The sequence below is a fragment of the Lacrimispora sphenoides genome, assembly GCF_900105215.1.
In the GTDB taxonomy this organism is placed as follows: Bacteria; Bacillota; Clostridia; order Lachnospirales; family Lachnospiraceae; genus Lacrimispora; species Lacrimispora sphenoides_A.
This window is the reverse complement of record NZ_FOIP01000001.1, coordinates 450,683-469,279: the sequence shown is the minus strand read 5'-3', so window position 1 is coordinate 469,279 and position 18,597 is coordinate 450,683. Positions and strand designations below refer to the sequence as shown.

General features: G+C 45.0%; 15 protein-coding genes. 12 read left to right on the top strand and 3 right to left on the bottom strand.

Annotation, left to right across the window (positions count from 1 at the left end):
- The first annotated feature begins 112 nt into the window (after positions 1–112).
- The 5 genes from BMW45_RS02005 to argH all read left to right on the top strand — a co-directional run bounded on the left by BMW45_RS02005 (position 113) and on the right by argH (position 6,784).
- The gene (locus BMW45_RS02005) at positions 113–910 is read left to right on the top strand and encodes a sirohydrochlorin cobaltochelatase (protein ID WP_092240327.1); all 798 of its coding nucleotides are present in this window, start codon (positions 113–115) and stop codon (positions 908–910) included.
- Positions 907–1,908, top strand: a complete 1,002-nt coding sequence (locus BMW45_RS02000) for an FAD:protein FMN transferase (RefSeq protein ID WP_092240326.1) — start codon at positions 907–909, stop codon at positions 1,906–1,908. Before BMW45_RS02005 ends, BMW45_RS02000 begins: the two co-directional genes overlap by 4 nt.
- Before the next feature lie 118 nt (positions 1,909–2,026).
- Positions 2,027–2,452 (top strand): GtrA family protein, encoded by a 426-nt coding sequence (locus BMW45_RS01995; protein WP_054791538.1) that lies wholly within the window; start codon positions 2,027–2,029, stop codon positions 2,450–2,452.
- 15 nt (positions 2,453–2,467) lie between these two features.
- Positions 2,468–5,371, top strand: coding sequence for a YfhO family protein (locus BMW45_RS01990; RefSeq protein ID WP_092240325.1), 2,904 nt, complete (start codon positions 2,468–2,470; stop codon positions 5,369–5,371).
- A 39-nt stretch (positions 5,372–5,410) separates the two neighbouring features.
- Positions 5,411–6,784, top strand: coding sequence for an argininosuccinate lyase (argH, locus tag BMW45_RS01985; RefSeq protein ID WP_092240324.1), 1,374 nt, complete (start codon positions 5,411–5,413; stop codon positions 6,782–6,784).
- 70 nt (positions 6,785–6,854) lie between these two features.
- On the opposite strand, the gene sdaAA is transcribed toward argH, so the two are convergent.
- Genes sdaAA through BMW45_RS01970 form a run of 3 tightly spaced genes read right to left on the bottom strand, consistent with a single transcriptional unit; the run spans position 6,855 to position 9,243 of the window.
- Positions 6,855–7,733: an L-serine ammonia-lyase, iron-sulfur-dependent, subunit alpha gene (sdaAA, locus tag BMW45_RS01980; protein ID WP_025231504.1), complete on the bottom strand. Its 879-nt coding sequence runs from the start codon at positions 7,731–7,733 to the stop codon at positions 6,855–6,857.
- Positions 7,734–7,746: 13 nt separating this feature from the next.
- Entirely contained in the window at positions 7,747–8,406 is a 660-nt protein-coding gene (gene sdaAB, locus BMW45_RS01975) for an L-serine ammonia-lyase, iron-sulfur-dependent subunit beta (RefSeq protein WP_092240323.1), read from the bottom strand.
- A gap of 39 nt (positions 8,407–8,445) precedes the next feature.
- Positions 8,446–9,243 carry a histidinol-phosphatase HisJ family protein gene (locus BMW45_RS01970; protein ID WP_092240322.1) on the bottom strand — a complete coding sequence of 266 codons (798 nt, stop codon included), beginning with the start codon at positions 9,241–9,243 and terminating at the stop codon, positions 8,446–8,448.
- A 286-nt stretch (positions 9,244–9,529) separates the two neighbouring features.
- Here BMW45_RS01970 and BMW45_RS01965 point away from each other — a divergent pair, with 286 nt between their 5' ends.
- The 7 genes from BMW45_RS01965 (at position 9,530) to BMW45_RS01935 (ending at position 18,578) form a co-directional block, all read left to right on the top strand.
- The gene (locus tag BMW45_RS01965; RefSeq protein ID WP_166433261.1) at positions 9,530–11,269 is read left to right on the top strand and encodes a cache domain-containing sensor histidine kinase; all 1,740 of its coding nucleotides are present in this window, start codon (positions 9,530–9,532) and stop codon (positions 11,267–11,269) included.
- The gene (locus tag BMW45_RS01960) at positions 11,241–12,809 is read left to right on the top strand and encodes a response regulator (RefSeq protein ID WP_092240320.1); all 1,569 of its coding nucleotides are present in this window, start codon (positions 11,241–11,243) and stop codon (positions 12,807–12,809) included. Before BMW45_RS01965 ends, BMW45_RS01960 begins: the two co-directional genes overlap by 29 nt.
- Before the next feature lie 103 nt (positions 12,810–12,912).
- Positions 12,913–14,238, top strand: coding sequence for an ABC transporter substrate-binding protein (locus BMW45_RS01955; protein ID WP_092240319.1), 1,326 nt, complete (start codon positions 12,913–12,915; stop codon positions 14,236–14,238).
- Positions 14,239–14,306: 68 nt separating this feature from the next.
- A complete protein-coding gene (locus BMW45_RS01950; RefSeq protein ID WP_092240318.1) occupies positions 14,307–15,200 on the top strand; it encodes a carbohydrate ABC transporter permease in 894 nt (297 codons plus the stop codon).
- A 16-nt stretch (positions 15,201–15,216) separates the two neighbouring features.
- A complete protein-coding gene (locus BMW45_RS01945) occupies positions 15,217–16,038 on the top strand; it encodes a carbohydrate ABC transporter permease (RefSeq protein WP_025231512.1) in 822 nt (273 codons plus the stop codon).
- Between the two features lie 119 nt (positions 16,039–16,157).
- Positions 16,158–16,685 (top strand): GNAT family N-acetyltransferase, encoded by a 528-nt coding sequence (locus tag BMW45_RS01940; RefSeq protein ID WP_092240317.1) that lies wholly within the window; start codon positions 16,158–16,160, stop codon positions 16,683–16,685.
- A 222-nt stretch (positions 16,686–16,907) separates the two neighbouring features.
- The gene (locus tag BMW45_RS01935) at positions 16,908–18,578 is read left to right on the top strand and encodes a Na/Pi cotransporter family protein (RefSeq protein ID WP_092240316.1); all 1,671 of its coding nucleotides are present in this window, start codon (positions 16,908–16,910) and stop codon (positions 18,576–18,578) included.
- Positions 18,579–18,597: the final 19 nt, after the last annotated feature.

Genomic DNA, 18,597 nt, shown 5'->3' with positions numbered 1-18,597 from the left:
CTGTTGTGCGTGAAAAGAGGTTTGACAGTAAAGTTCATCTATGATATGGTAATCGGGAAAATAATTGAAGTTTAAGCATAACGATCCATAACAGAAAGCATGGGATATCAGAATGAAAAAGGCGATTTTAGTAGTAAGTTTTGGAACTACTTATCATGAAAGCAGAATGAAAACCATAGAAGCCATTGAGCAGTCCATAAAGGAAGAGTTTACGGAGTATGAGGTGCGCCGGGCATTTACAAGCCGGATCATTATTGGAATATTGAAAAAAAGAGACAACATTTACATAGACAGTGTGGCGGAAGCCTTAGAAAAGCTGGCACAGGAGGGATTTCAGCATGTGATCGTTCAGCCCACCCTGGTTATGGGAGGGGAAGAGAATGACGGCATGGTAGCTGCCGTGAAACAGTATGAGAACCGGTTCCGCCGGATCCTGTGGGGAAAGCCGCTGCTTTCGGAGGAAGAGGACTATAAAAGGCTTTGCAGTGTGCTGACAGAGGACACGAAGGAATATAACAGGGAAGGAACGGAAATCCTATTCATGGGACATGGTACGGAGCATGAGGCCAATGAGTGCTATCCGCGTTTAGCGGAGGTGTTCAGGCAGAATGGATACAGCAGGTATCATATAGGAACCGTGGAGGCGGAGCCAACTTTTGAATCCATAAAAGAAGAGGTGGAGAAAACCGGTTCTAACCGTATGGTGCTGCAGCCGCTTATGATCGTATCCGGAGACCATGCCCATAATGATATGGCAGGAGAAGGAGAAGAATCCTGGAAAAGCCAGCTGGAGTCTGACGGCTATCAGGTGGTCTGCCGGTTAAAGGGTATGGGAGAACTGGAGGGAGTCCGCCGGATGCTCCTGGATCATACCAGAGAAGCATGTAAGAATCTGGAGGATATAGGATGAAAAAAAGGAGAGCAGTTGTTTTGATCGCAGGTATAACAGCTCTTTTGCTTATGGGCTGTGAAAGAAGGGTGGATCCGCTCAGTAAATCCGATTTTATGCTGAACACCTTTGTAACTGTGACTCTTTACGATAAGGACGATCCTAAAATTTTATCTGACTGTCTGGATTTATGCCGGTCCTATGAAAATATTTTCAGCAAAACCATTGAAGGCAGTGAGGTTTACAAGTTAAATCACAGGCCTGCCAGTGAAGAGACCGTGACAGTATCCCCGGATGTGGAGGCTCTTATTTCCAAGAGCCTTTATTATTCTCAAATATCAGACGGGGGTTTTGATGTTACCGTGGAGCCTTTGTCTTCTCTATGGGATTTTACATCCCTGAATCCGGTTGTACCGCCTGATGCAAAGATACAGGAGGCCAGGAAAAAAGTAGATTACCGGAATTTAAAGCTTGAGGGAAATACCCTTACATTTTTATCTCCGGATACGTCCCTTGATTTTGGGGCAATCGCCAAGGGATATATTGCGGACCGGATGAAGGATTTTCTATTAGAACAGGGAGTAAAGAGTGCCGTGATCAATCTGGGAGGAAATGTCCTTTGCGTGGGGCAGAAGCCTGACGGTACACCGTTTAAAATCGGCCTTCAAAAACCTTATGCAGACAGGAATGAAACCATAGAAATTATGAATATCAATGACATGTCCGTGGTATCATCCGGAGTGTATGAACGGCATTTTGTTAAAGATGGTGTGAACTACCACCATCTTTTGAACCCGGGGTATGGTTATCCATATGAGAACGGGCTTGTGTCCGTCACCATTTTATCAGAGCTGTCCGCAGACGGGGACGCCCTTTCCACCACCTGTTTTTCCCTTGGGCTTAAAAAGGGAATGGAGCTTCTGGACTCCACGGACGGCGTATATGGCGTATTTATTACAGAGGATGGGGAGGTTTACTATTCCCAGGGAGCCAGGGAGTTTCTGGTTGGGAAGCCTTAGAATCCCTTTACAATTTTCTTTCCCTATAATACAATAGAGGAAATACCCTGCGGGTATACCTGTATGCCCAAAGTGCATGGGCAGGAAAGAGGAAATGTAGTTTTTTAGGAGAGAAAAGATGATTAGAAAAATCTGGGACAAGGTCATGAACCGGGAAGTCATTTCCTATTTGATATTTGGAGTGTTGACGACCCTGGTTAACTGGGTTGTCTATTGGTTCATGGTGAAGGCGGGCATTGACTACCGTGCCGCAACTGCGGCAGCATGGGTTGTTTCCGTCCTCTTTGCCTTTGTTGTAAATAAAATCTTTGTTTTTCAAAGCTATGACCTGCATCTGGGCTTTGTCATGAAGGAGATTCTATCGTTTACCGCATGCAGAGCAGCGTCAGGCGTCATGGAAATGATTCTTATGGTGATAATGGTTTCCTGGCTCAAAATGGATGAATATGTAAGTAAAATACTGGTATCCGTGGTTGTTGTAATTGCAAACTATGGATTCAGCAAGGTTTTCATATTCCGGAAGAGAGAGGAAGAACCCCTGTAAAGAGAGGTAAATGAAATGGAACACGATGACGAGATTGAAAAGATATCGAAAGAACTAGAGGATATGCTGCAAATGACATCAGGTGAAAAAGAAATTACAACAGGGGAAAATGACTTGAAGCAAGGAAATGAAGAGGAGAAGGTTACTTACGATCCCAAAGGGGAAATGGCAGAACAGGAATTAGAACTGGCTTCTGCACCCAGGATACGCCTTGATATTCCGGTTGACGGGATGGAAGAGCTGTATGATGGGGATCTTGATTATGAAGATTTGAATTACGGAGAAGACTTGGAGCAGGAGAAAGAGGCTGTTCCTGTTACGGATTTCATGGACATTCTTGAGGAACCGGAAGACGATGAAGCTGAGGAAGAGTTGGAAATTGGGCAGTTAGATAGCTATAAAGAAAGAATATTTGCTAAAAAAGAGGGGACAGGCACCCTGGTAAGGCCCTCCGACGGACTCCTTGCAGCTTTTTTTGTGCCAATGGTGATCATGGTTATCATATTTGCCCAGCGGGGGATTTTTCCTTTTGGTGAGGAAAGCTTTTTAAGGACTGATATGTATCATCAGTATGCTCCGTTTTTTTCTGAGTTCCGTTATAAGCTGACCCATGGAGGAAGCCTTCTGTACAGCTGGGATATCGGCATGGGCGTGAATTTTGCAGCTCTTTATGCTTATTATCTGGCAAGTCCTTTAAACTGGCTGCTGGTACTTTGCCCGAAGAATTATGTCATTGAATTTATGACCTATCTGATCGTATTTAAGATCGGATTAAGCGGACTATCCTTTTCCTGGTATCTGCGCAGGCATAACAAGACCATGGACTTTGGAGTCGCTTTTTTTGGCATCTTCTATGCTCTGTCCGGATATATGGCGGCTTACAGCTGGAATATCATGTGGCTGGATTGCATTCTTCTATTCCCGCTCATTATGCTGGGCCTTGAGAAGCTGGTGAAAGAAAAGAAGTGTTTTCTATACTGTATTACACTGGGACTATCAATTTTATCAAATTATTACATATCCATTATGATATGTATTTTTATGGTATTCTACTTTATTGCTCTTCTTATATTAGAAGGCTTGAGATCCTGGAAGGAAATCTTTATCCGTGGAGGACTGTTTGCTCTGTTTTCCTTATTAGCAGGAGGCCTTTCTGCTGTAGTTCTGCTTCCTGAAATTTATGCGCTGCAGTCAACTGCTTCGGGAGATTTTAATTTTCCCCAGACCATCAGCTCCTATTTTTCCATATTTGACATGATCGCCAGACATCTTCCGGCGGTGGAACCGGAAATCGGGTTGGACCACTGGCCTAATATCTACTGCGGTGTGGCAGTTCTCATGTTTTTCCTTCTTTACCTGGGCTGTAAACAGATCAGGCAGAGGGAAAAGATTGTTATGTGCTCCCTGCTGCTGTTTTTCTTTGCCAGCTTTTCCGTTAATACACTGAATTTTATCTGGCATGGATTTCATTATCCCAACAGCCTGCCATGCAGACAGTCTTTTATTTATATTTTTCTCATGCTGTTTACGTGCTATCAGGCTTACATTCACTTGCATGAGATTCCATGGAAGCATATTGTAATAGCTTTTTTTGCTTCGGTGATCTTTGTTTTGATGGCGCAAAAGCTTATAACGGATGAGGCTTATCATTTTTCCGTATTTTATGTGGCTATTTTGTTCCTTTCCATTTATGCCGGCCTTATCAGCCTTTACCAAAGAGGAGTGAGCCGAAATGTGCTGGTACTTCTGGCCCTTGGCGTGGTCTCCTTAGAAGCCGCGGTTAATACCACGGTCACCAGCGTGACGACCACCAGCAGGACCAGCTATATGAAGGATAATAAGGCATCTTCGGAGCTGGCAGAAAGCCTGATGCCTGGTACCTCTTTTTACCGGATCGAAAAGGTCACAAGAAAAACCAAAAATGACGGAGCCTGGCTGAACTTTCCTACGGTCTCCCTCTTTTCCTCCACAGCCAATGCAGATCTTACGGCATTCTTTAAAAAACTGGGCTGCGAAAGCTCTACCAATGCTTACAGCATTACGGGAAGTACGCCTCTGATAGATGCACTTTTTGCGGTCAAATACGGGCTGTACTCGGAAGAAACCGAGGATGACGGCATATCCGTACCGATTGCTTCAAATGATGAGATGTATCTCCGGGAAAACAGCTTTGCCTTGTCTTTGGGATTTATGTTACCATATGACTTTGAAGATAACTGGCAGCTGGATTTAACAAATCCGGCAGAGGTCCAAAATGATTTTTCCGTGGTATTAGGAGCCAATCCGGTACTGTCTGAGGTTCCAAGCGAAATCACCGGAACCAGCTTTACGTTTACACCGGAAGCGGATGGAGACTATTATGTATTTGTCAGCAATAAAAAGGTGGAAAAGGTAAATGCTCTGCTTGGAGAAAAGACCAAAAACTTTGATAATGTGAGCCGCGGCTATCTGCTGGAACTGGGCTATATAAAAGCAGGGGAAAAGATTACTCTGCGAAACGATGACAATGATCAGGATCTGGTGGCGGTCGCTTACCGTTTTCTTCCTGAGGGCCTTGAGTCTGTGTACAACATTTTAGACAAGAATTCCATGAAGCTTACAAAGTGGACTGATACGCAGATACAGGGAAATGTCACTGCTGATAAGGCCGGCCTGCTGTTTTTAAGCATTCCCTATGACAAGGGCTGGACGATCAGGGTTGACGGAAAAGTTGTTGAGCCTTATAAATTATTTGATACGTTTTTAAGCGTGCATATGACTGCCGGGACCCATGATATTTCTCTGGAATATATGCCCGAGGGACTTAAAACAGGCGGTATCATAACGGCTGGAAGCGTGGTCTTTCTGCTGATACTTGCAGGTGTATCCTCAGGAATAGGGAAAAAGCGCAGACCCATGCGGGTTCATTCTACCAATTAAGTAGTCACAGCAATACAAAGGAAAGGAGAATTCTCAATTATGAAACTATGGGGCGGACGCTTCACAAAAGAAACCAATCAGCTGGTTCACAACTTTAATGCATCTATATCATTTGATCAAAAATTCTATCATCAGGATATTGAGGGCAGCATTGCTCATGTGAAGATGCTGGCAAAACAAGGACTTCTTACGGAGGAAGATAAAGATAAGATCGTAAAAGGCCTTATGGAGATCCGGGAGGATTTAGAAAGCGGAGCCCTGGTAATAACGGGGGAACATGAAGACATTCATTCTTTCGTTGAAGCAGTATTAACGGAACGGATCGGGGAGGCCGGAAAGCGCCTTCATACCGGACGGAGCCGCAATGATCAGGTGGCTCTTGACATGAAGCTGTATACCAGAGATGAGATCGATGAGCTTACCCTTTTGGTGGAAGGACTTCTCTCAGTGCTTTTAAAGCTTATGGAAGAAAATCTTGACACTTACATGCCTGGATTTACCCATCTGCAAAAAGCGCAGCCAATCACCCTGGCTCACCACCTGGGGGCTTATTTTGAAATGTTTGACAGGGATCATTCCCGCCTTCATGACATTAAAAAAAGGATGAACTATTGTCCCCTTGGCTCTGGCGCTTTGGCTGGAACCACTTATCCCCTGGACCGGGAATATACGGCAGAGCTTCTGGGATTTGCAGGGCCGACTCTTAACAGTATGGATTCTGTGGCCGACCGGGATTACTTAATCGAGCTTTTAAGTGCGTTATCCATCATTTCCATGCATTTAAGCAGATTCTGTGAAGAGATCATTATCTGGAATACTAATGAATACCGGTTTGTGGAAATTGATGATTCCTACAGCACCGGAAGCAGCATCATGCCTCAGAAAAAGAACCCGGACATTGCGGAACTGATCAGGGGAAAGACCGGCAGGGTTTACGGCGCCCTGGTGTCTCTGTTAACCACCATGAAGGGAATTCCTCTTGCCTACAACAAGGACATGCAGGAGGATAAGGAGCTGGCCTTTGACGCCATTGACACGGTAAAAGGCTGCCTTGCCCTGTTTACAGGAATGATTTCCACCATGACCTTCCGAAAGGATGTGATGGAAGCCAGCGCCAAAAACGGTTTTACCAATGCAACTGATGCGGCCGATTATCTGGTAAATCATGGAGTGGCCTTCCGGGATGCCCATGGAATCGTTGGACAGCTTGTACTTTTCTGCATAGAAAAGGGCATTGCCCTGGATGATATGAGCCTGGAAGAATATAAGGCCATCAGTCCGGTGTTCGAAGAAGATATTTATGATGCCATCAGCTTAAAAACCTGTGTGGAAAAAAGAATGACCATTGGTGCTCCTGGCCAGGAGGCAATGAAAAGAGTCATTGAAATTTATAAGAAGAAGCTTGAAAAATAGAATCATAAAAAAACCGGAAAATAGCGGAAGAGTCGACCGCTGTTTTCCGGTTTTTTATGGTATTCATTACTTATCCGAAGATCTGCTTACGTAAGCGGCAGCCGGTAGGGGTTGCGGCCAGGCCGCCCTCTGAAGTTTCCTTTAAGGAGGTAGACATGAGATTGCCCACCTGCTTCATGGCAAAGATCACCTCATCTGCAGGAATGGCGCTTGTGATTCCGGCACAGGCAAGCTCCGAAGCAGTAAATGCATTGGCTACTCCCATGGCATTGCGCTTGATACAGGGAACCTCTACCAGACCTGCCACCGGGTCACATACCAGGCCCATGGTATTTTTCAGGGCTATAGCGCAGCTGTCGGAAACCATCTGGGGCGTTCCGCCAAAGATTTCCGTAAGAGCTGCAGCAGCCATGGCGGACGCGGATCCCACCTCGGCCTGGCACCCGCCCTCCGCTCCGGCGATGCTGGCGCATTTGGCAATGACCATGCCAATGGCCGATGCAGTGAACAGGGACATGATGATATCATGCTTTGGTAAATCAAATTCGTCCATAACGGAAATGAGAGCTGCCGGAATGACACCGCAGGAGCCGGCTGTAGGAGCCGCCACGATCTGCCCCATGCAGGAATTGTATTCCGTCACGGCAAGAGCCATACTAATGGCATTGCCAAGGAGATGGCCGTAATGGTTTTTTCCTTCCTCTACTGCCTTTTTTAATTTGGCGGCAGCTCCCCCGGAAAGACCGCTGGAAGAACGGAGGGATTCATCCATGCCGTTTAACACAGACTGCCTCATAACCTCAAAACTGCTTTCCATGGTGGAGTAGACATCTTCCGGACTGGTCTCCATATCCTCGGCCTGCTGCTCTAGCACAATTTCCGATATTTTTTTATTGGAAGATGAAGCGGCGGCTACAAGCTCTTCCACGGAATTATATTTTAATTGCATAGGTTCCTCCTGGTCAGTTTAATTTTAACAAAATCGTGTTGTATACATAAGGGATGGTTTGGATCTGGGAGACCAGGGACTGGTCAAAGTCAGAATCCATTTCAATGGACATGATGGCAAGTCCGCGTTTTTCCTGCCTGTTTAAGCGGAAATTGCAGATGTTGGCATTGCCCACGGCCACCAGGTTCGTCACATGGGCGATGATTCCGGGAACATCCTGATGCATAACGATCAGGGTGGTATTCTGCCCGGTAAAATAAACCTCCATGTCATTTACCTTGTTTATGACGATGTTGCCGCCTCCCACTGACGCTCCCTGGACGGAGATGGTACTGCCCTGATCTGAGGTAAGGGTGACTAACGCCGTGTTTGGATGGGCATTTTCAATGGTTCCGGTGTGGATCGTGACGGATATCCCTTGTTCCTTGGCTGTTTCAAGGCTTGTCCGGATTCCCGGGTCCCAGGGGTCCAGTTTTAAAATTCCGCCTACAATGGCTTTGTCTGTGCCGTGCCCTTTGTAAGTTTTTGCAAAGGAGCCGTGAAACAGGATATCTGCTTTTGCAACAGAAGCACCTAAAAGCAGGGCAGCCGTTTTACCGATGCGGGCAGCGCCGGCCGTATGGGAGCTGGAAGGCCCGATCATAACAGGCCCGATAATATCAAATACATTCATGGCAATTCTCCAATTCCAAGTATTGTTTCTCTCATTTGTTTACAGGGGTTTGAATTCCGGTTTTCGTCGGCGGAACTCCGTATAATAGGAAAATCCGCATTGCTTAAGAAGTTCACCCGCTGTCTGAAAGTCTGCTCCTAAATCTTCCGGTATATGGGCGTCGGAACCGATGGTTATGATCTCCCCGCCTAATTCCTTATAGCGCTTAATAATACCGGCACATGGGTTTGGCTGTCCGATTCCTTTCCGGAAACCGGCTGTATTGCATTCTATTCCTTTGCCCCGCTCGATAATCGCTCTTAAAATGTCATCTAAAATATCCTTGTATGCTTCGTAGCTGTAGTAACGAGCTTTATTCGGGCCATAACGGACGATGTAGTCGATATGGCCTGCTACGTCATAGTTGTCAATATTTTTCACATTATCCAGTGTGGCCTGGAAATACTGAAGATATGCTTTTTGCTCCTCTCTTCCTTTAAAAAACTCCGGATAAGCAGGATCTTTTCTGTTAATAAAGTGGGTGGAGCCGATGATAAAATCAAAGGGATAACTTGATAACAATTCCCTGTAATATTCTTTTAAATGGGTCTGAAGTCCCAGTTCGATCCCTATGCGAAGGTCGATGCGGTCTTTGTATTCTTCCCTTAAGGCAGACATTGCTTCAAAATACTGGTCCGTCTGAAGGGTAAAATCGATGACAGAGTCTACGTCATAATCGTGATGGTCCGTAATACAGAGGGAAGTCATTCCAAGGCTTATGGCCCGTTCCATTTGGGTCCGCATGGGAGTTTTGGAGTCTCCTGAAAAATTTGTATGAAAATGATAATCTGGCAGCATGGGGTTCTCCTTTCACAAATTAAATTCATTATAATCAATCTAAGGGAGAAAAGCAACGCAGGGAAGCGGAGTTTTTATCGAAAGGAATCTGACAAAGTAAAAAAAATCACCTTTTCAGCAAAATAATTAAATTTAGTAATTCATTTACCTGGGATATACTTTAAGAAAACTACCGGTATGAAAGGCTGGGATAATGAGCTGAAAAGACAATCCAAACTTTTTTTTGACAACCCCTGCCAAACTCGCTAGAATAAGGGTAAAAAATCATATGAATGGGGAGGCTGCTATGGCTGGTCTGATGGATGCATGGAAAAATATGAGGATTAAGACAAAGATCCTGATTATGTATTTAACGGTCGTATTATTATCCTTTGTAATCACCTTTTCGGTCATATCTGTTATTAACAGCTCCTACACGAAACGAGAAATTCTGGGAGCAGGCACTCAGACGGTCAGCGCCCTTAAGGGGAATTTGTCCCTGATCTTTGATAATGTGACCCAGTTTTCAAACCTAATCTATTTTGATAGAAATGTTCAGGAGGCTTTAAGAAATGTGGATAACAGAGCCATTGATCCGTCTATCCAGAGAACCATCAAGCAAAGTCTGGTTAATATGATCCTGTCAGGGGAGTATATTTCCAGCGTTCTGATTATGGATTCCTATCATAATGTGTACAGCTCCTATAAAAAGACACCCAAGGGGATTTACGGAGAAAAGATCCTGGAGTCTGAGTGGTACCGGCATTTAGGTGAGCACAGGGGAAACGGTTTTTTTATGAAAGGCAGCGAGGGGGTCATTGAATTCTATGGAGATACCCCTTATATTACCTATATCCGGGAAATCCGGGATGAAAATACATATAAGCCTTTGGCCATTTTGCTGGTTACGGTCAATGAGGAAACAATACGCAATTACTTTAATGGGGTCAGTAATTCCAGTGACAGTGATTTTTATATCCTGGGCGATGAGGATGAATACATTGTGGCCCCTGGGAATCCCGGACAGCGGACCGGCGAAAACCGGCTGGTGATCACCCAGGACATCGGCATAGAAAACTGGAAGCTGGCCGGATCCTTTCAACTGGATAATATGACAGCCATGGCGCCCTATTATTCCACCGTTATCCTGCTGATCATGTGTATGAACGTTGCTTTTGTCTTTGTATGCTCGGTCATGCTCACCCGTTTTATCTTCCATCCCCTGTTAAAGGTGGAAAAGCATATGATGCTTGTGGAAAAAGGCCAGTTTGATGAAATGGAGGTGGACCGGCAGAAAGATGAAATCAATAATCTGAAGCGGGTATTTAATCATATGGCAAGATCCATTAAAAACCTGATCCAAAAGGTGAAGGAAGAAGAGCAGATCATTGCAAAGGTGGAACTGGATCTGCTTCAGGCCCAGATTAACCCTCATTTTCTATACAATACCCTTGATGCGGTATCCGCTCTTGCTCTCATGCGGGATTATGATAATTGCTTTAAAATGACTCAGGCTCTGGGAAGCTTTTACAGGAATAGCCTAAACAGCGGATTGGATTTTATTACGGTAAAGGATGAAATAAGTTGCATACAAAGCTACTTAACCATCTTAAATATCCGCTATGACAATGAAATAAAGGTAGAAGTGGATGTAGAAGAAGAGGTGAAGGACTGCAGGATATTAAAGCTGCTTTTACAGCCTTTGGTGGAGAACGCGGTCCATCATGGAATCAAGCCAAGGGAAGGAAAAGGAACCGTTTCCATCAAGGCCTTTTCCGATGAGGATGAAATTATTTTTCTGGTGTCTGATGACGGGGTCGGCATGAGCGAGGAAAAGATCGAAGAAATCATGGAAGGCAGGACAGTGACCGGTAAGTCAGGATTCGGCCTTTATAACCTGATGCAGCGGATTACCCTATATCATGGGATCAGGCAGCCGGTTCTTATCCATAGTGAGATCGGAAATGGAACGGAAATAGCAGTAAGAGTAAAGCGAATGGAAGCAAAGGGGTTGGAACATGGAGATCAAGGTACTGATTGTGGATGATGAAAAACTGGAACGGGTGCTGATCAAACGGGGATTTCCCTGGGAAGATCATGGATTTTCAGTCATTGGAGAGGCTTCCTCCGGTACGGAAGCATTGGAATTCATAAAATACAGAAAGCCGGAGTTGGTTTTAACCGATATCAATATGCCCCATATGGAGGGTCTGGAGCTTGCGGAACATATTTCAGCTTTGGATGAGAACATCCATGTAATCATGATCACAGGATACCGGGAATTTGAATACGCAAGGCGGGCGGTAAAGCTGGGGGTAGAGGATTTTCTGTTAAAGCCCATTGATATGAATGAGCTGAAGGAAATCGCTCTTAAGATCAGGGGAAAAATCATAAAGGAAAAGGACCACCGTAAGGAGGTGGAGATGTTAAAACAGAGTGTTTCCGCCGACCAGGACATTTTAATGGAAAGCTTCTTTCAGCGGCTGGTGGAAAAGCGGACCAGTGAGGAGGAAGCGGAGAAAAAGCTTCTTGCCTATGGCTGTGAAGCGCTGTTAAAAGGGTGCTGCTGCTTAAACCTCCACTTAAAAGAGGAACGGTCAGGGGAAGCAGACGGCAGCCTCCATAAAAGGGCCATAGAACTCCTTGGCAGGGATCCCATTGACGGGACCATATCTTTTCTTCACTATATGAAAAATATTATCTTGTTTTGTACGGTCAGGCGATTAAAGGACAGCGGGGAAATCGCTCGGCAAATCCATCTAAGGCTGAGGGAAAACAACATTGATTCCACCATTGGCATAAGCCGCAGCCATGAGGGCTATGAGGGAATTGCAGAAGCATTTGCCGAATCCGAACATGCCCTCAGCGCATCGGTGCTTTTAGGGAATAACCGGATTATCACGTACGAAGAATATATGCATATTATGGAAAAAAATCCGGATAAACTGTCCTTTGACTGGGAGGACTTCCTTTTTTCTCTTACCAATGGAATTTCCGACAGGGTATCTGCTGCAATCGAGGATTATGTGGAAGGAGTCAGGAATTCAAGGGTAACGGAAGTGGAATATTTAAGGCTTACGGTTATGGATTTAATGTCCAAGGCTGGAAGTACCCTTAATAAGTATGGGGTCAGTTTGGAACAGCTCATAGGAGAAGACCGTCTGTTTGAATCCATACAATCCATACAGACGGTGGAAGAGTGCCGGCCGTTTCTGGATGAATCCATCCATATGATTTTGAACTATCATAACAGCAAGAAATCAAAGCAGGGAAATAAGGTGGTAAACGAGGCCCTGGAATATATCGATAAAAACTTTTGCGATCCTGCTCTTACTCTTAAATCCGTAGCATCGGCTGTTTTTTCCAATGAAAGCTACTTAAGCAGAGTATTTAAAAAAGAGGCCGGACAGAGCCTGATTGAATATGTCCTGAAAAAAAGGATTGAAGAGAGCATCCGCCTTCTTAATACAACGGATTACAAAGTATACGAAATAGCAGAAAAGGTGGGATTCCGGGATTCCCATTACTTTGGCATCTGCTTTAAAAAGCATGTGGGAGTAACCGTTAAGGAGTATAAGCAAAGGTAGTAAAATTTGTAACCTTTTGGGTCAAAATATTTAATTGAGTTAAAAAAAGAGTTCCGATATACTGATATCAGAAGGAAACAAAGAAACCCAGGAGGAGATTGAGATGAAAAAAAGTTTATTAAAAAGAGTTTCGGCCGTTGCACTTACGGTAGCTCTGGCAGCAGGTATGACAGGCTGTGGAAGCAAAGGCAGTGCGGCTCCGACAAACGCCGGCAGTTCAGGGGAGGGAAAGACGGAAAAAACCGTTTTAAATGTCTGGCACCAGTGGTCCAATGATACCAATGAACTAAAGAAAAAATATGACGAGGCGGTTGCCGCTTATTTGGCGGAAAATCCCAATGTAGAAATCAACACCCAGACCCTGGATACGGAAGCTTATAAGACGAAGATATCCGCAGAGTTTGCAGGAGATGCAAAAGGAATTGATGTGTTCTATTACTGGGGAGCAGGAACCGCAAGAAAGATGATCAATGCGGATAAACTCCTTCCTCTGGATTCCTATATCACAGATGATATTAAGGGAAAACTTCTGGAGGGCTCTACGGCAGCTTTTGAATACAATGGAAAAACTTATTCTCTTCCTTCCTTTTCCTGGTACATGACCTTATACTGCAATAAGGCCTTATTTGATCAGGCAGGAGCAGAGCTTCCAGATACATACGACAAACTGGTAACCGCAGTTGAAAAGCTGAAGGCTCTTGATGGGGTGACCCCTCTGGCTTCCGGCGCAAAGGATGGCTGGAATGCGGCATTCATCTATCAGGCACTGGCACTGCGAACTGTAGGGGCAGAGGAAATCAACAAGATGCTTTCTGGCCAGGCTCCCTTTGAAGGAGAGGGCTACGCGGAAGCGGCGGATAAGGTCCAGGAATTATACAAGATGGGAGCATTTGGAGCCAATCCTCTGGAGCAGGGCAATGATGATGCCAATGCAGCCTTTGGAACCGGAAGAGCCGCCATGAGGCTTATGGGAAGCTGGTTTGCAAATGGAATTTATACAGATAAAGCCGTTACCATCAATCCGGAGGATGTGGTTGCAATGGAAATCCCCATGATTACCGGCAAAGGCAATGAAACCGATTATTGCGGCGGATTCGTAGAATCCTTCTGGGTAAATAAGAGCACGAAGAATCCGGATGAGGCAGCTAAATTCACAATCTACATAAACGAAAAGATGGGGGAAGCTGCTTATGAGTCAGGCTCAGGTTTCAGCGGTTGGAAAACAGAGGTGGATGAAAAGGGCTTAAATCCTCTTTTTGTACAGATCAAGGATCTCCTTTCCCAAGGAAAGACCTCAGTCCTTGCATGGGATACCTCTCTTGATGCGGAACCTGCCACCATTCACAATGAACAGGTGCAGACCCTGTTCGCTCCAGGTGCCGATACGGGTGAGTTTATAAAGGAACATGAAGCAGCTATTAACAAGTAAGTAAGAGCAAAGGGGGTATCGCTTACAGAAACAGGCGATACCCATTTTTTGTCCAAAGGAGATTGACCATGAATAACATGTTGGGAAGAAAGAGCTTTGTGGCCTGCTTTGTGCTGCCTGCGCTCATCCTGTTTATCAGCTTTAGTATGATCCCCCTTTTTATTTCCGGAGCCTACAGTCTGTTCCAGTACGATGGCATGGGGAAAATGAAGTTTATCGGACTTGGGAATTACATAAGGCTGTTTGCAGAGGACCGCCACTTTGTGAAGGCCGTTATAAATTCCTTTCTTTTAGTGGGCGCATCCTTACTCATTCAGCTGCCCATCTCTCTTTTTCTGGCTATGGTTCTGGCAAGGGGAGTAAAAGGAGAAAAGTTCTTTCGTACCGTCTACTTTTTGCCGGTGGTCATTTCCAGTATGGTGATCGGTCAGCTTTGGATGAAGATGTTTAACAGCGAATATGGGCTTTTAAACCATTTAATCCGTGCTCTGGGAGCCTCTGATTTCAGCTATTCCTGGCTTTCCAATCCCAAAACTGCATTTCTCTCCACTTTGATTCCTGCGGTGTGGCAGTACATCGGCTACCACATGCTGATTTTTTATGCAGGGATCAAATCCATTTCCCAGGATTATTATGAGGCGGCTCAAATCGACGGTGCCAGTAAGTGGCAGGTGAATACAAAGATTACCCTGCCTCTCTTAGCGCCGGTGATTAAGACCTGCGTCATATTCTCCATTACAGGTTCCCTAAGGGCCTTTGACTTAATCTATGTCATGACCGGGGGCGGCCCAAACCATGCCAGTGAAGTGCCTGCAACCCTGATGTACAACAATTTATTCCGCAGAGGCCTATATGGGTATGGAAGCGCACAGGCATTTTTCATCGTAGTGGAATGCCTGCTGTTTACCTTTATTGTAAGCAGGCTGTTTAAAAAAGCGGAAGAAAATGCATCAGCCATATAAATGAGGAGGCGGTCCTATGAAGATGAAAAAAAAGATAAAGTTTTTGCTGCTGTGCCTCATTGCACTGACTCAGCTTTTTCCCTTATATTGGCTTTTTACCTTTTCCTTAAAAAGCAATGGAGAGATATTTGGAGAAAACCCCATCGGGCTTCCACAGATCTGGAGATGGGAAAATTACGGAAATGCATTTACCCAGACAAACTTAATCCGGTACTTTTTAAACTCCGTATTCTACTCCATGGCAACCGTGGCCGTTGCTGGAATTTTATCTGCCATGGCTGCTTATGCCATAGCCAGAATGAAATGGAAGCTTAAATCCCTGGTATTTGGAATTTTTGCATTGGGAATTATGATTCCGGCCCAGGCCGCCCTGCTTCCACTGTTTCAGGTCCTTGATAAAACTGGGTTAAAGGGCGGATACTTAGGACTTCTGATTCCTTATATCGCGGGGGCTCTTCCCATGAGCATCATGATATTAATCGGATTTTACAAAAGCATCCCCATAGAAATAGAAGAGGCAGCCTGCATTGATGGCTGCGGGATTTTCCGGTGCTTTGCAACCATCATACTTCCCATCGTCAAGCCGGCGATTGCCACAGCCTCTATTTTTACATTTTTAGGGACCTGGAATGAGTTAATGTTAGCCAATACCTTTGTGGACAGCGACCGTTACCGGACCTTGCCCGTGGGCATCATGTCCTTTGCAGGTCAATATTCCACTGATTGGGGGTTGATCGGAGCGGGCATGGTCATTGCCACTCTGCCCACCATTGTTATTTATTTTATACTGAGCAATCAGATTCAGGATAGCCTGGTTGCAGGTGCGGTGAAAGGATGATAAAATTATGCTTGATAAAAGAGGAAGAGGTTTATTGGGACTGATGCTATGAAGCTATGAATGAAGATTAGCTCCTGCATTCCTGCCAGTTGTAATATTCTGAAAGGTGAAAGGTACGTATGAACATTATTATTGAGAAGGGAACAAAATACGACATTGATCAGCTTGAGCAGCTCTATGACGATCTGAATGATTTTCTGGAGACTGGCATTAACTATCCCGGTTGGAGGAAAGGTATATATCCGGCCCGTGAAGATGCAGTTAACGGTGTTGCAAATGGCAATCTTTATGTTGCAAAGGCTGCAGGAAAGATCGTAGGTTCATTGATACTAAGTCATGAGCCGGAGTCTGCATATCATAAGGTGCAATGGGGGATAAATGCTGACTATTCCGATATATTTGTGATATATACGTTTGCTGTTCATCCTGAATACCTCAAAAATGGAGTTGGCATGGCGCTGATGGATTTTGCAGTTCAACATGGGATGAATGAACATGCAAAAGCGATCCGCCTTGATGTTTATGAAAAGAACTTACCTGCTGTTAAGCTGTATGAAAAATGTGGATTTACGTATGTGGATACCGTGGATCTGGGGCTTGGAAACTATGGATTGCACTGGTTTAAGTTATATGAAAAAATATTGTAAATTTCTCTATGGCAAGAGCCGCCCGCTGATTTTCGATCAGCAGGGCGGTTTTTTGGTTTGAACGGATATCGTTTTACCTAAATTTCACCATAATTTTACATAATTTTTAAAAAACATTGAAAAAGCAATTCCCCCTATGTTATATTTTAAATTGTGCGTCTTCCGGAAAGAGGGAGGCGTGCTGGAATAAAAACATAATCAGTGTTTATAAGGAGGTACTACATGTCTGTAAATGACATATCGAGTCTGTTTGGCTTTATGGGGGGACTGGGAATGTTCCTGTATGGCATGAATACCATGGCAGACGGCATGCAGAAGAGCGCAGGAAGCAGGATGAGCCGTTTTTTGGGAATGCTTACAAACAACCGTTTCCTGGCGGTGCTTCTGGGCGCACTTATCACGGCAATAATCCAGAGCAGCGGAGCGACCACGGTCATGGTGGTCGGCTTTGTAAGCGCCGGGGTGCTTAATTTGACCCAGGCGGTCGGCGTTATCATGGGGGCTAACATTGGTACCACCATTACGGCCTGGATCGTATCCATGAATCAGCTGGGGGATGCGTTTTCCATATTACAGCCCTCCTTTTGGGCCCCTCTTTTTATTGGAATCGGAGCGGTTCTTCTGCTGTTTGGCAATAAACAGAGGATGAAAACCATAGGAGAGATCCTGGTGGGCCTTGGCATGCTGTTTGTTGGCCTGGATTTTATGTCAGGAGCAATTTCTCCCTATACCGATGCCCCTATTTTTTCAGAGGCATTCCGGCTTTTAGGAAGAAATCCTTTGCTGGGCATGCTGATCGGCGCCTTGGTAACGGCTCTCCTTCAAAGCTCTTCCGCATCGGTAGGAATCCTTCAGACCCTTGCCATGAACGGTGTAGTTACTACCAATGCAGCTATATTTATCACTCTCGGCCAGAACATCGGTTCCTGCGTGACTGCCCTCATTTCCAGTATTGGCGGATCCAGGACTGCAAAGCGTGCAGCAGTGATCCATTTGTCCTTTAATGTGCTGGGAGCTCTTATTTTTGGCATCGGTTCTTTTGTCCTTTTTATGGTCACCCCGGCTTTGGCGGCCCATAACATCACTGCAGTACAGATTTCCATATTCCATACGTTCTTTAACCTGACAAATACACTCATCCTGTTCCCCTTTGCGAAACAGCTGGTGGACCTATCCGGATTTGTTGTTCCGGAGAGAGAAACCGATGATGGAGAGACGGCGGGAGAAGAAGCTGTAACCATGAAGCACCTGGATGAGAGAATCTTTGAGTCTCCCGCTTTTGCGGTAGAAACAGCCTCCATGGAGGTGGTACATATGGGACAGATCACTTTGGAAAATGTGAAGCTTGCCATGGACGCGGTCCTCACGAAAAATGCGGATAAAGTAAAAGAAGTGTATAAAACAGAAAAGACGATCAATAATATGGAAAAGATGTTGATGGAATATCTGGTCAAAATCGACAATCTGTCCCTGACAGAGGAGCAAAAATTGGTAGTCAACAACTTATTTTACAGCATCAATGATATAGAACGAGTAGGCGACCACGCAGAAAACCTGGCGGAGCAGGCGGAATATATGATTCAGCATGAAATCAGTTTCTCCGGTACCGGTGCCTCTGATCTGGAGGTCATCTGTCAGGCGGCTTATAACTCCTTTTTTCATTCCATCGAAGCCAGAAGAAAAGGTGACATGGAAGATATCCGTAAGGTGAGCAAGTGGGAGGATGAAGTGGATCTTCTTGAGGAGGAGCTTAGGGAAAAGCATATTGAACGTCTTTCCTCAGGCGGATGCAATCCCTCGGCAGGTGTTGTGTTCCTGGAGCTTATCAGCAATCTGGAACGTATTTCCGACCATTCCTATAATCTGGCCAGCTATGTAAAGAGTGAGGTTTAAGGAGAGCAAAACCAAAATT